Origin of the sequence: Lysobacter sp. OAE881 (genome assembly GCF_040546665.1) — a bacterium.
Lineage (GTDB): Bacteria > Pseudomonadota > Gammaproteobacteria > Xanthomonadales > Xanthomonadaceae > Lysobacter_J > Lysobacter_J soli.
Genome location: NZ_JBEPOG010000001.1, coordinates 2,551,263 through 2,564,098 on the forward strand (window position 1 = coordinate 2,551,263; position 12,836 = coordinate 2,564,098).

The following is a 12,836-nucleotide window of genomic DNA, read 5'->3' on the forward strand; positions in this document are numbered from 1 at the left end:
ATCCAGAGGCGAAACGCCCCACGGCGTTCCGCGGCTGCAGGACGCGCATGCGTCCCGCGCCGACCACGCGCAGGAGCGCGCGAGGAACGCACCAATGAAGCGAATGCTCATCAACGCGACGCAGGCGGAAGAACTGCGCGTCGCCATCGTCGACGGCCAGACCCTGTACGACATCGACATCGAACAGCCGGCCAAGGAACAGAAGAAGTCCAACATCTACAAGGGCCGCATCACCCGGCTCGAACCCTCCCTCGAAGCGGCCTTCGTCGAATACGGCGCCGAGCGCCACGGCTTCCTGCCGCTGAAGGAAATCTCCCGCGATTACTTCCAGGCCGGCGTCGACCACAACAAGGCCGGCCTGCGCGAACTGCTGCGCGAGGGCCAGGAAATCGTCGTCCAGGTCGACAAGGAAGAGCGCGGCAACAAGGGCGCGGCCTTGACGACGTTCATCTCGCTGGCCGGCCGCTACATGGTGCTGATGCCGAATTCGCCCACGGCCGGTGGCGTGTCGCGCCGCATCGAGGGCGAGGATCGCGCCGAGCTCAAGCGCGCGATGGATGCGCTGAACATCCCCGACGACATGGGCGTGATCATCCGCACCGCCGGCGTCGGTCGCGATGCCGAAGAACTCCAGTGGGACCTCGACTACCTGCTGCAGGTGTGGAAGTCCGTCGCCGAGGCCGCGCTGAGCAAGCCCGGCCCGTTCCTGATCTACCAGGAATCGCGCCTGATCATCCGCGCCCTGCGCGACTACATGCGCCCGGACATCGGCGAGATCCTCGTCGACACGCCCGAGATGTACGCCGAGGCGCGCGATTTCGTCGAGCAGGTGATGCCGCACAACCTGCGCAAGCTCAAGCACTACACCGACGACACGCCGCTGTTCAACCGCTTCCAGATCGAATCGCAGATCGAGAACGCCTACGAGCGTGAAGTCCGCCTGCCCTCCGGCGGCGCGCTGGTCATCGACCAGACCGAGGCACTCACGGCGATCGACGTGAACTCCGCGCGCGCCACCAAGGGCGGCGACATCGAAGAGACCGCCTTCAACACCAATCTGGAGGCGGCCGAGGAAGTCGCGCGCCAGATGCGCCTGCGCGACCTGGGCGGCCTGGTGGTGATCGACTTCATCGACATGTCGTCCAACAAGCACCAGCGCGAGGTCGAGAACCGCCTGGCGCACGCGCTCAAGCAGGACCGCGCGCGCGTCCAGATCGGTCGCATCTCGCGCTTCGGCCTGCTCGAACTGAGCCGCCAGCGCCTGCGCCCGAGCCTGGGCGAATCCAGCCAGCTGGTGTGCCCGCGCTGCGAAGGTCACGGCCGCATGCGCAGCGTAGAGTCGCTGTCGCTGTCGATCCTGCGCCTGGCCGAAGAGCACGCGATGAAGGAAAACACCGGCCAGGTGCTGGTGCAGGCGCCGACCGAGATCGCCAATTACCTCCTGAACGAGAAGCGCCGCGCGCTGAGCGAGATCGAGAAGCGCCACGACGCGCCGATCGTCATCGTCGCCGACGAGCAGCTGCACACCCCGCATTACGAAGTCACGCGCATCCGCGAGAACGAGCTGGGCGAAGAGTCGAACAAGCCGAGCTACCAGCGCGGCACGCCGCGCAAGCTGCCGACGCACTCGCTGACCAAGGCGCACCTGAACATCCCGGCCGCGCCGGCGGTGACCAACGTCAAGCCGGCCCAGCCCGCTCCGCTGCGCGAGCCGCGCGAGCAGCAGGTCGCCGCGCCGGCGCCCGCCCCCGCTCCGGCACCGGTCGCCGCGCCGACGCATTCGATAGGCGTGGTCGAACGCATCCTGCGTTTCTTCCGCGGCACGAGTTCGCCCATCGCGGTGGAACCGACGCCGGCCGCGCGTCCGCAGGACAATCGTGGCGGTCGCAACGAACGCGGTGATCGCAACGACAAGCGTCGCGACGGCCGCAACGGCAAGCAGGGCCGCGATGGCCGCCGCGACGATCAGCCGCGTCGCGAGGAGCAGCGCCGTGATGAGCCGCGTCGCGACGAACGCCGTGACGAGCAGCGCCGCGAGAAGCAGCCTCAGCAGGCCCAGCAGCAGAAGCAGCCGAAGCAGCAGCAACAGCAACAGCAACAGCAGCCCAAGCAACAGCAGCAGCAACAGCAGAAGCAGCCGAAGCAGCAGCAGTCGCAGCAGCAGGCTCAGGCGCAGCAGTCGCAGGTCGAAGACCGCGTCCAGCAGCCGGCCGCCGAGGCCCGTCCGCCGCGCAACGAGAACCGCCCCGCTCCGGCGAAGGCCGAAGTGAAGCCGGACGTCGTCAAGGCCGAAACGCCGGCCACGACGGCAGCGGATGTGGCGCTGGTCGCACCGGCCGTCGTCGCGGCCGCGGTGACTGCCTCGGAGACCACCGAAGCCGCAACGCCTGCCGTCGTGCAGACGGGTGAAGCCGTCGCCCATGCCGATGCCACCCAGGGCGAAGGCGCTGGCGAAGGCGGCAGCCGTCGCCGTCGCGGCCGTCGCGGTGGCCGTCGTCGTCGTCGTGGCGGTGGCGACGCCGCTGCAGGCACCGACGAGGCGCAGCTGCACGACGAGCATGACGACGCTTCGCTCCTCGACGACGAGGACGACGCGCACGAAGCGAATGCCGCCGAAGGTACGGCCCCGGCGCCGGTCGCGCAGCGTTCGCAGCCCGAGTTCGATTTCGACGACGAGCCCGCGACTACGTCGCCGACCGTGCCGTCGAACGTGACGCACTCGCCGGCGATCCCGGCTCCGGTGGCGACGCCGGCGCAGGCCGCCGTGGCGACCGTCGCCGCCGTGGCGGTGGCGACGGGCGAAACCGCTGCGCCGAAGGCCGATCAGCCGCAGGTCGCCGCGCCCCCGGAACCGCAGGCCCCGGCCGAACCGGCCGTGGTCGTCGAGCAGCCGGTCGTCGTGCCCGAACCCGTTCCGGAACCGGAAAAGGTCGAAGAGCCGGCCGTAATCGACCCGGCGCCGGTCGTGCCGGCCGAAGACGCGCGTCCGCAGAAGCAGGCCGAGGCGGAAACCACCGACTCCCGTCCGCAGGCTTCGACGCCGTCCGCTGCGCCGCTCGCCAATGGCGACGTCCCGCGCACTGCAGGCCTGTTCGATTCGCTGCCGCACGACACTCGCGCGCCGGCCGCCGAAACCGCGCCGGTCCCGGCGCCTGTGGAAGCGTCTGTCGCTGGCGAGTCGCAGGCTGACGAAGCCGCGCCGGACACCGTTGCCGCGGACGCCGACGAGGCAGCGCCCTCCCCGGCCGAAGCCGCCGCCGAACACGTCCACGCAGCCGCGCAGGGCGAAGGCGAGCGCAAGCAGGAATCCGGGCACGTCTGATCGCCCGGTTCCATTTGCTGGAAACAAAAAACCGGCTGCCTTCGGGCAGCCGGTTTTGTTTTGGGCGCGACGCAAACTTGTGGAGCCCCACCTTCGCGGGGATGACAGCAGGAGCCGATCAGATCGCCCGCGTCGGATCCATGATCCCGTAGCGGCTCGCAAGACGCGCCAGCGCGATGCTGTCGCCGATGTCGAGTTTCTCGAACAACCGCGCCTTGTGCGTGTTGACCGTCTTCGCGCTCAGGCTCAAACGCTTGGCGATGACGTCCTGCCGCAGGCCCTGGATCAGCATCAGCGCGATCTCCATCTCGCGGGGCGACAGGCTGTCGAACGGCGATGCGCCGCCATCGATGCCGGCCAGCGCGAGGTTCTGCGCGATGCCGTTGGCGAGGAAACGCTTGCCGCGCGCGACTTCGCGGATGGCGCGCAACAGCTCGGCCGCATCGCCGCCCTTGCCGACGTAGCCCGATGCGCCGGCTTCCAACAGGCGCTTGGGCATCGGCCCGTCCTGCAGCACCGACACGATGATCACGCGCGCGGCCTGTTCGCTCTTGACGATGCGCTCGGTAACTTCCAGGCCACTCAGCCCCGGCAGGTGCAGGTCGCACAGCACCACGTCCGGCTTGAGCTTGCGGATCAGCGGCAATGCTTCCTCGCCGCTTTCCGCGTCGCCGACGACCTCGATGTCGTTCTCGCCCGACAGGATCAGGTTCAGCCCCGTCCTCACGAGCGCGTGGTCGTCGATGATGAAAACCCGGATTTCCATTCCACTCTCCGTTGGTGTGCGTGTGCCCGCTGCGCGTGGATGGCCCTTCCGGCCCATTCCATGTCCCCTGGCCTGGGGCACACTGAACCGGATTCTAACGGGGACCCCCACCAATGCACCGACTGTTAGTTGCGACGCTCCCGATCCTTTTTCTCAGTGCCTGCGCCTCGCCGGCACCCGTTACCCAGACCACGCCCGGCGCTGCGAGCCTCGAGCAACCGGCCGCTGCGCAGTGGTTGTCCGACGTCCGCACCATCAGCGACGCCGGCGAGAACGCGCAGCGCCGTGAAGCGATCGCCACCCGCCTCGACGCGCTCGGCGTGAGCTGGCGCAAGGCGCATTTCGAAGCCAGCGGCAAGGCCGGCGAGAACCTCATCGCCGAGGTTTCCGGCGCCGCCGATGCCCCGCTGCTGCTGATCGGCGCGCATTCCGACCGCGTCGCCGTCGGCCACGGCGCGACCGACAACGCGTCGGGCAGCGCTTCGGTGCTCGCGCTGGCCGAGCGTTTCCAGCGCCAGCCGCTGAAGCACCATCGCGTCGCGATCGCCTTCTGGGACCTGGAAGAAGAAGGCCTGCTGGGCTCCAAGGCCTTCGTGGCCGACGGCTCGACCAAGCCGGCGCTGTACGTCAACTTCGACGTGTTCGGCTGGGGCGACACGCTGTGGATGATGGCGCCGGGGCAGGCCCAGGCCGCCCTGGTGGACAGCAGCCGCACCGCCACGCAGGCGCTGCAACTGGGTTTCTCGCCGGGCGAGCAGTATCCGCCCACCGATCACCTGCCCTTCCTGCGCGCCGGCTGGCCGGCGGTGTCGTATTCGCTGGTGGGTGCGGACGAGATCACGCAGGTGCTCGCCGCCTACGCCGGCAAGAAGCCGCACACGCCGGCCAAGGTGATGCGCGTGATCCACACCGACCAGGACGTGATCGGCCAGATCGACGCCGCAGCCGCCGTGCGCGGCGTCGACGCGGTCGAGCGTGCGCTGCGCGACTGGGATGCGAAGGGTGTCACGGCGTCGCCCACTACGACGTCCGAAAGCAGCCGGTAAAGATCGCGCCTCGCTGCGACCATCGGCTTCCCACATCGACCGTCGAGGTTCCCCATGCACGCCAGCAACGCCGAACACGCCGCCCGTTTCCGCAACCTGCACACGCGCGGCGTGCTGCGCCTGGCCAATGCATGGGACGCCGGCAGCGCCCGCCTGATCGAAAGCCTCGGTGCGCCCGCCATCGCCACGACCAGCGCGGGCGTGGCATGGGCGCGCGGTTACGTGGACGGCGACGTGTTGCCGATCGAGCGCCTGCTCGACACGGCAAGGGAGATCGCACGCGTCATCCGCGTGCCGCTGTCCGTCGACATGGAAGGCGGCTATTCCGACGATCCGTCCGTCGTCGCCACGAACGTGGTGCGCGCGGCCGAGGCCGGCGCGGTCGGCATCAACATCGAGGACGGCAGCGGTTCGCCCGATGCGTTGTGCGCGAAGCTCTCGCGCATCCGCGACGCGCTCGCCACGCGCGGGCTCGACGTCTACGTCAACGCCCGCACCGACGTGTATCTGCGCGGCCTGGCGCCGCCGGACACGCGCGTGGCGATGGTGCTCGAGCGCGCCGCACGGTATCGCGAGGCGGGCGCCGACGGCCTGTTCGTTCCCGGCCTGATCGAAGCGGGCGCGATCGGCGACATCGCCTCCGCCGCGGGATTGCCGCTGAACGTGATGCTGCGTCCGGGATTGCCCGCGCTGGAAGAACTGGACGCCCTCGGCGTGCGCCGGCTCAGCGCGGGTTCGGACCTGGCCGAAGCGGTGTTCGCGCACGTAAGCGGACTGGCCAGCGCGTTCCTTCAGGACGGCCGCGCCGCGCCCGGCGAGCGCATGGCCTACGGCGAGGTCAATGCGCTGTTCGCCGATCGCTGATGTCAGGCGGCGTCGTTCAACGCAAGACGTGCAATGAAACCCGAGCGCGTCTCGCCGGCAGCACGGGCGCGCTGGTCGAGACGATGCAGCACGCGCCGCGGCAAGGTGATGTTCACCCGCTCGATGGTGTCGTCGAGCGCGGCGGGATCGACCTTCACCAGCGCGAACGTCCAGCCCTGGTACTCGGGATCGTTCGCCCAGCGGTCGACAGGCGACGGCGCGGGAATCGCCTGCGTCAGATCCAGCGCATCCTCGAGCCAGAGGCTGATTGCCTCCGCGGCATTGACGATGGCTTCTTCCAGCGTGTCGCCGGCCGAGAAACAGCCTGGGAGGTCAGGCACGACGACGCCGAAGGCATGCGTCTCATCACCGTGTTCGATCGCAATGGGATAGTGCATGGCGCCTCCTACAGGCCGGCCTGCTTGCGCAGCTTGTGGACCAGGCCCGCACCGAGATCCTTCTTCGGGTGCGGTACCGAAATCGGCGGGTTTCCGGGTTTGGTGAAGATGTGATGCGAGCCGCTGACTCGGGCTAGCGTCCAGCCCGCCCGCTCCAGATCCCGGATCACATCCGCGCTTTTCGTCATGTGGATGATACACACTCAGGTCGGGAGGCAGGATATCGACCTGCGGCGGGATTGAAGTAAGTCCTGCAACCCTTTGACTAAGAAGATGTCGCAGCCGGTGATACACCGCCGCGCTTAGATCGGCCAAAGCCCGGGCTTGCCCGTGGACGTGAAGGTAAATAGATTTTTACCTCGACCAGGGCCGTATAGATGTCCGACCTCACCGCTCGCCAGGCGCAGATCCTCGCCTTCATCCAGGATCACACCCACGCCGAGGGCCTGCCTCCGACGCTGCAGCAGATCGCCGATGCGTTCGGCTTCCGGCAGGCGTGCGCGGCGCACAAGCACGTCCGGCGGCTGGAACAGGCCGGGCACCTGCAGGTGCGTCCGAACCAGGCGCGTGGCATCCGGCTCGCCACATCCCGGCCCAAGCCGCAGCGCGACGACGACCGGCTCACCCTCGCCGTCCTCGGCCGCGTCGCCGCGGGCGCGCCGATCGGTGCCGATGCGCATGTCGAACGCGAACTGCACATCGACCGCGCGCTGTTCTCCACCGAGCCGGACTACCTGCTGCGCGTGCAGGGCGATTCGATGCGCGAGGAAGGCATCTTCGACGGCGACCTGGTCGCGGTGAAACGCACGAGCGATGCCCGCGACGGACAAATCGTGATCGCGCGCATCGACGAGGAAATCACCATCAAGCGCCTGGAGCGCAACGCGCGCGGCATCCGCCTGTTGCCGCGCAATCCCGACTACCCGCCCATCGACGTGCCACCCGGCAGCGATTTCGCCATCGAAGGGCTCTACTGCGGCCTGGTGCGCACCGACTGATGGGCGCGCAGGTCGTCCCGCTCGAATCGCTGCTGTCCGCGCGCACCGTCTGGCGCGCGGGGCGACAGGCCGCGCCTGCGCCGCTGGGCGAATCGACGGGTTTTGCCGCACTCGACGCCCTGCTCCCGCACGGCGGCTGGCCGCAGGGCGCGCTGAGCGAGTTGCTGATTCCGGTGGAAGGCGTGGGCGAACTGACGCTGCTGATGCCGACGATCGCGCGGATGACGCAGGCCGGCCGCCTCGTCGCGCTGATCGCGCCGCCGTTCTGTCCGTATGCGCCGGCGTGGCAACGCGCGGGCGTGGATCTTCGCTATCTGGAAATCGTCGACACGAACGCACAGTCCGGTTCGAAAAGCGCGCTGTGGGCCTTCGAACAATGCCTGCGCAGCGCCGCGTTTTCGGCCGTGCTGGGCTGGCCGTCCAATGCCGACGGTACGGCGCTGCGCCGCCTGCAGGTGGCGGCCGATACCGGCGAATGCCTCGGCTTCGCCGTGCGCGACAGCCGGCACGCCGACAACCCCTCGCCCGCCGCGCTTCGCATCGAGCGCGTCGAAAACGACTGGCGCATCCGCAAATGCCGCGGTGGCCAGGTTCCCTCGCAAGGATTCGCGCCACCGCTGCACGCCGGCTTGCCCGGCTGAGGTCCTGCCGTGCTCTGGGCCTGCATCCGCCTGCCGCACCTGGCGCTCGACGCCGTCCTGCGCGACGTCGACGACCGCACGCACCCGCTCGCCCTGGTCACCGGGCCGGCACAACTGCGCACGCTGCTGTCGGTCAACGCCTCCGCGGCCGAAGCCGGTCTGCGCCCCGGCATGCGACTGACCGCCGCGAACGCGCTGTGCGCGCAAGCGACGCTGCGCGATCACGACGAACAGCGCGACGCGCGCGCGCATCGCTTCCTCGCCGCGTGGGCGTACCGGCACAGTTCGCTGGTGAGCGCGCAATGGCCGGGCGCGATCGTGCTGGAAGCCAGCGCAAGCTTCCGCCTCTTCGGCCCGTGGCCGCAGCTGGAAGCGAAGCTGCGTCGCGAACTCGACGCACTCGGCTTCCAGCACCGCATCGCACTGGCGCCGACGCCGCGTGCGGCGCAGGTGTTCGCCGGATTGCGTGACGGCTACGCGCTGTCCGATCGCAATGCGCTCGCACCGACGCTCGATCGCGTGCCGATCCGCCGCGCCGCGCTGCCGGACGAAGCCGGCGTGCGGTTGCACCGCATGGGCATCGGCTCGCTGAAGGAACTGCGCGAACTGCCGCGCGATGGCATCCGGCGCCGTTTCGGGCTGCCGCTGCTGGAACACCTCGACCGCCTCTACGGCATCGCCGACGATCCGCTGGATTGCTACCAGCCGCCCGATCATTTCGATTCGCGCGTGGAGCTGGGCTACGAGGTGGAGAGCCACCAGGCGCTGCTGTTCCCGCTGCGGCGACTGGTCAACGACCTTGCCGTGTACCTGTCCACGCGCGACGGTGGCGTGCAGCGGTTCGTGATCCGGCTGGAACACGAAGTGCTCCGGCGCGAGGCCGGCGTGCGCGAGAAAAGCCACACCGACGTGCAGGTCGGCCTGCTCGCCGCCGAGCGCGATGCATCGCTGCTGATGGACATCGCACGCAACCGGCTGGAACAGGCGTCGATCGACAAACCCGTCGTCGGGCTGCGCCTGCTCGCGCGCGAACTGCCGCCGTTCGTGCCCGCCGCGCGCGACCTGTTCGACACGCGCCCCTCGCAGGCGATGCCGTGGCCGCAACTGCGCGAACGCCTGCGCGCGCGGCTCGGCGACGACGCGGTGTACCGCATCGCGCCGACGGGCGATCCGCGGCCCGAACGCGCCTGGCGCGCCGCAGGCATAGACGAGGACGCCGCGTGCGATGCGCCCGCGCCCGTGCGTCCGCCCCGCCCCACGTGGCTGCTGGAGCATCCGGTGCCGCTGCGCCAGTCCGGCCTGCGCATCGTGTCGGGCCCGGAACGGCTGGAAAGTGGCTGGTGGGACGACGACGACGTCCGCCGCGATTACTACGTGCTGGAAACCCCGCAGGGGCAGCGCGCCTGGGCATTCGCCGATCCGGGCAAGCGCGGCGAATGGATGCTGCACGGCTGGTTCGCATGAGCACGCATGCATGAGCTGGGACGACGCCATCGACGGCGTGGATCGCGAAACGCCTGGCGATCGCGTACCGCGCGCATTGCAGGTCGGCCTGCGCCTTCGCCATGCGGCCAACGACGACGTCGACGACGACGCGCCGCCGTACGCCGAACTGCATTGCCTGTCCGATTTCAGCTTCCTGCGCGGCGCGGCGAGCGCGGAGGAACTGTTCGAACGCGCCCGGCACTGCGGCTACCAGGCGCTGGCGATCACCGACGAGTGCTCGCTCGCCGGCATCGTGCGCGGGCTGGAAGCGTCCAGGGCGACCAACGTGAAGTTGATCGTCGGCAGCGAATTCCGCCTGGTCGACGACACGCGTTTCGTCCTGCTGGTAGAAAACGCCACCGGCTACACGCGATTGTGCGAACTCATCACGCGCGGGCGCCGTGCCGCCGGAAAAGGCACGTACAAGCTCACGCGCGCAGACGTGGAAGCGGTGTTTGGAATCCACGACCCCGGCGTATTCGCGCTGTGGCTGCCCGATCACGCGCCCGGAAAGACGCCGGACGAACAGGCCGGACGCTGGCTGCGCACGGTATTCGGAGATCGCACGCACCTGGCCGTCGAACTGCATCGTGAAGACGACGACGATGCGCGCCTGCACATGCTGATGACGCTGGCCGCTTCGCTCGACATGACGCCGGTCGCGTGCGGCGACGTGCACATGGCCACGCGTCGCCAGCGCATGCTGCAGGACACGATGACCGCGATCCGGCACAACCTGCCGCTGGACGAATGCGGCGCGCACCTGTTCCGCAACGGCGAACGCCACCTGCGCGCGCGCCGCACGCTGGCGAACATCCATCCGCACGAACTGCTCGACAACGCGGTGAAACTCGCCGAGCGCTGCACGTTCAAGCTCGACGAAGACCTGAACTACGAGTATCCGTTCGAACTGGTGCCAAGCGGTGAAACGCCCGCCTCGCACCTGCGCAACCTGACGTTCGCCGGCATGCGCCGTCGCTGGCCCGAAGGCGTTCCGGCGAAGATCGTCGGGCAGATCGAATCGGAGCTCGCGCTCATCGCCGAGCTGAAGTACGAGGCGTTCTTCCTTACCGTCGAGGACATCGTCCGTTTCGCCAACAGCCGGAACATCCTCTGCCAGGGGCGCGGGTCTTCGGCCAATTCGGCCGTGTGCTACGCGCTGGGCATCACGTCGGTGGATCCCGCCGAAAGCCGCCTGCTGATGGCGAGGTTCCTGTCGAAGGAACGCAACGAGCCGCCCGACATCGACGTGGACTTCGAGCACGAACGCCGCGAGGAAGTGCTGCAGTACGTCTACACCAAATACGGCCGCGAACGCGCCGCACTGGCGGCGACGGTGATCCGCTACCGCGGCAAGAGCGCGGTGCGCGATGTAGCCAAGGCGTTCGGTTTGCCGCCCGACCAGGTCGCGCTGCTCGCCGGCTGCTACGGCTGGGGTAACGCCGGCACCGAAATGGAACAGCGCCTGCTCGAGTCCGGCTTCGATCCGAAGAACCCGCTGATCCAGCGCGTGCTGGTCGTGACCGCGCAGCTGGAAAACCATCCGCGCCACCTCTCGCAGCACGTCGGCGGCTTCGTGATTTCGCAGGCGCCATTGTCGACGGTGGTGCCGGTGGAAAACGCGGCGATGGACGACCGCACCATCATCCAGTGGGACAAGGACGACCTGGAGACGATGAAGCTGCTGAAGGTCGACTGCCTGGCCCTGGGCATGCTGACCTGCATCCGCAAGGCGCTGGACCTGGTGGAAAAACACCGCGGCCGGCGTTACGAACTCGCCACGGTGCCCAAGGAAGACAAGCCCACCTACGCGATGATCCAGCGCGCCGACACGGTGGGCGTGTTCCAGATCGAATCGCGCGCGCAGATGACGATGCTGCCGCGCCTGAAACCCGAGAAGTTCTACGACCTCGTCATCGAAGTGGCGATCGTGCGACCGGGGCCGATCCAGGGCGGCATGGTGCATCCGTACCTGCGACGCCGCATGGGCAAGGAACCGGTGGAATATCCGTCGCCCGAGGTCGAGGAAATCCTCAAGCCCACGCTCGGCGTACCGCTGTTCCAGGAGCAGGTGATGGAGCTGGTGATGCATGCCGGCTACAGCGACGACGAAGCCGACCGGCTGCGGCGATCGATGGCCGCCTGGCGCGTGGGCGGCGACATGGAGCCGCATCGCGTGCGCATCCGCGAATGCATGCGAGAGAAGGGATATTCCGAAACCTTCATCGAGCAGATCTTCGAGCAGATCAAGGGCTTCGGTTCGTACGGTTTCCCGCAGAGCCACGCGGCCTCGTTCGCCAAGCTGGTCTACGTGAGCTGCTGGTTGAAGCGCCACGAACCGGCGGCCTTCGCATGCGCGCTGCTGAATTCGCAGCCGATGGGCTTCTATTCGCCCAGCCAGATCGTGCAGGACGCGCGGCGCGGTTCGCCCAGACGCGCGCCGGACGAATTCGCCAGCGAGATCGAACGCGCACGCGCCATGCGCGAAGCCGTGGACGTGCTGCCGGTGGACGTCATGCACAGCGACTGGGATTGCACGCTCGTCGGTGGCGACGAACGCACGCAGCCGGCGATCCGCCTCGGGCTGCGCGAGGTCAAGGGGCTGTCCGAAACATCGGGCAAGGCGATCGCGGCCGCGCGTGCGCGTCGTGCATTCACCGACCTGCAGGATCTGCGTCAGCGCGCCGGGCTGGACGAGAAGACCTGCAAGGCGCTGGCCGAGGCCGACGCGCTGAAAAGCCTGGTCGGCCATCGCCACAACGCGCGCTGGTCGGTCGCGGGGCTCGAACGCCGCCGGCCGCTGCTGCCCGGCAGCCCGGACGAGGACGAGATCGCCCTGCCCGCGCCGCGCATCGGCGAGGAAATCCTGTCCGATTACCGCGCCACGGGCCTGAGCCTGTCGTCGCACCCGATGGCGCTGCTGCGCCCACACCTGGATGCGCAGCGCATCAAGGGATCGCGCGAGCTGCGCGACACGCGCCACGGTCGCGGCGTGCACGTCGCCGGGCTGGTCACGCAGCGCCAGCGCCCGGCCACGGCGAAGGGCACGATCTTCGTCACACTGGAAGACGAGCACGGGATGATCAACGTGATCGTCTGGCCCGACCTCGCCGCGCGCCAGCGCAAGCCGCTGCTGGATTCCACGCTGCTGTCCGTGCGCGGCCGCTGGGAGCGTGTGGACGGCGTGGAACACCTCATCGCCGCCCACCTGACCGACCTGAGCGGGATGCTCGGCGAACTGCAGTCGCCGTCGCGGGATTTCCGCTAGCGACCATCACCGCGCTGAATCCGCGCGCGAATGTCCGGTCGGGCCCGC

The 12,836-nt window shown here is 68.8% G+C and carries 10 protein-coding genes; 7 read left to right on the top strand and 3 right to left on the bottom strand.

The features are described 5' to 3' along the window. The first annotated feature begins 94 nt into the window (after window positions 1-94). Window positions 95-3,322, top strand: a complete 3,228-nt coding sequence (gene rne / locus ABIE51_RS11805) for a ribonuclease E (protein WP_192630872.1) — start codon at window positions 95-97, stop codon at window positions 3,320-3,322. 118 nt (window positions 3,323-3,440) lie between these two features. Here the strand turns inward: rne and ABIE51_RS11810 are convergent, their stop codons facing one another. Beyond that, window positions 3,441-4,088, bottom strand: a complete 648-nt coding sequence (locus ABIE51_RS11810; protein ID WP_115841569.1) for a response regulator — start codon at window positions 4,086-4,088, stop codon at window positions 3,441-3,443. Between the two features lie 236 nt (window positions 4,089-4,324). Between ABIE51_RS11810 and ABIE51_RS11815 the strand changes: the two genes are divergently transcribed. Beyond that, on the top strand, window positions 4,325-5,134 hold the full coding sequence (locus ABIE51_RS11815; protein ID WP_192630873.1) for a M28 family peptidase: 810 nt from the start codon (window positions 4,325-4,327) through the stop codon (window positions 5,132-5,134). Window positions 5,135-5,188: 54 nt separating this feature from the next. Next, the gene (locus ABIE51_RS11820) at window positions 5,189-5,998 is read left to right on the top strand and encodes an isocitrate lyase/PEP mutase family protein (RefSeq protein WP_192630874.1); all 810 of its coding nucleotides are present in this window, start codon (window positions 5,189-5,191) and stop codon (window positions 5,996-5,998) included. A gap of 2 nt (window positions 5,999-6,000) precedes the next feature. Here ABIE51_RS11820 and ABIE51_RS11825 read toward each other — a convergent pair whose 3' ends face one another. Next, window positions 6,001-6,396 (bottom strand): type II toxin-antitoxin system HicB family antitoxin, encoded by a 396-nt coding sequence (locus ABIE51_RS11825; protein ID WP_192630875.1) that lies wholly within the window; start codon window positions 6,394-6,396, stop codon window positions 6,001-6,003. 8 nt (window positions 6,397-6,404) lie between these two features. Beyond that, window positions 6,405-6,584, bottom strand: coding sequence for a type II toxin-antitoxin system HicA family toxin (locus ABIE51_RS11830; RefSeq protein WP_192630876.1), 180 nt, complete (start codon window positions 6,582-6,584; stop codon window positions 6,405-6,407). Window positions 6,585-6,773: 189 nt separating this feature from the next. On the opposite strand from ABIE51_RS11830, the gene lexA reads away from it, so the two are divergent. The 4 genes from lexA to ABIE51_RS11850 are packed head-to-tail and all read left to right on the top strand — an operon-like array spanning window position 6,774 to window position 12,788. Then, window positions 6,774-7,394 (top strand): transcriptional repressor LexA, encoded by a 621-nt coding sequence (gene lexA, locus ABIE51_RS11835; protein WP_192630877.1) that lies wholly within the window; start codon window positions 6,774-6,776, stop codon window positions 7,392-7,394. Next, window positions 7,394-8,035 carry a translesion DNA synthesis-associated protein ImuA gene (imuA, locus tag ABIE51_RS11840; RefSeq protein ID WP_192630878.1) on the top strand — a complete coding sequence of 214 codons (642 nt, stop codon included), beginning with the start codon at window positions 7,394-7,396 and terminating at the stop codon, window positions 8,033-8,035. The genes lexA and imuA overlap by 1 nt, the downstream gene beginning before the upstream one ends. Before the next feature lie 9 nt (window positions 8,036-8,044). Beyond that, window positions 8,045-9,499, top strand: a complete 1,455-nt coding sequence (locus tag ABIE51_RS11845; protein ID WP_192630879.1) for a Y-family DNA polymerase — start codon at window positions 8,045-8,047, stop codon at window positions 9,497-9,499. 10 nt (window positions 9,500-9,509) lie between these two features. Further along, on the top strand, window positions 9,510-12,788 hold the full coding sequence (locus ABIE51_RS11850; RefSeq protein ID WP_192630880.1) for an error-prone DNA polymerase: 3,279 nt from the start codon (window positions 9,510-9,512) through the stop codon (window positions 12,786-12,788). The last annotated feature ends 48 nt before the right edge of the window (window positions 12,789-12,836 follow it).

Excerpts from the sequence above, each read along its gene's own strand:
- rne (WP_192630872.1), top strand. The coding sequence starts at position 95 with ATGAAGCGAATGCTCATCAACGCGACGCAGGCGGAAGAACTGCGCGTC.
- ABIE51_RS11810 (WP_115841569.1), bottom strand. The coding sequence starts at position 4,088 with ATGGAAATCCGGGTTTTCATCATCGACGACCACGCGCTCGTGAGGACG.
- ABIE51_RS11820 (WP_192630874.1), top strand. The coding sequence starts at position 5,189 with ATGCACGCCAGCAACGCCGAACACGCCGCCCGTTTCCGCAACCTGCAC.
- ABIE51_RS11825 (WP_192630875.1), bottom strand. The coding sequence starts at position 6,396 with ATGCACTATCCCATTGCGATCGAACACGGTGATGAGACGCATGCCTTC.
- ABIE51_RS11830 (WP_192630876.1), bottom strand. The coding sequence starts at position 6,584 with ATGACGAAAAGCGCGGATGTGATCCGGGATCTGGAGCGGGCGGGCTGG.
- lexA (WP_192630877.1), top strand. The coding sequence starts at position 6,774 with ATGTCCGACCTCACCGCTCGCCAGGCGCAGATCCTCGCCTTCATCCAG.
- imuA (WP_192630878.1), top strand. The coding sequence starts at position 7,394 with ATGGGCGCGCAGGTCGTCCCGCTCGAATCGCTGCTGTCCGCGCGCACC.
- ABIE51_RS11850 (WP_192630880.1), top strand. The coding sequence starts at position 9,510 with ATGAGCTGGGACGACGCCATCGACGGCGTGGATCGCGAAACGCCTGGC.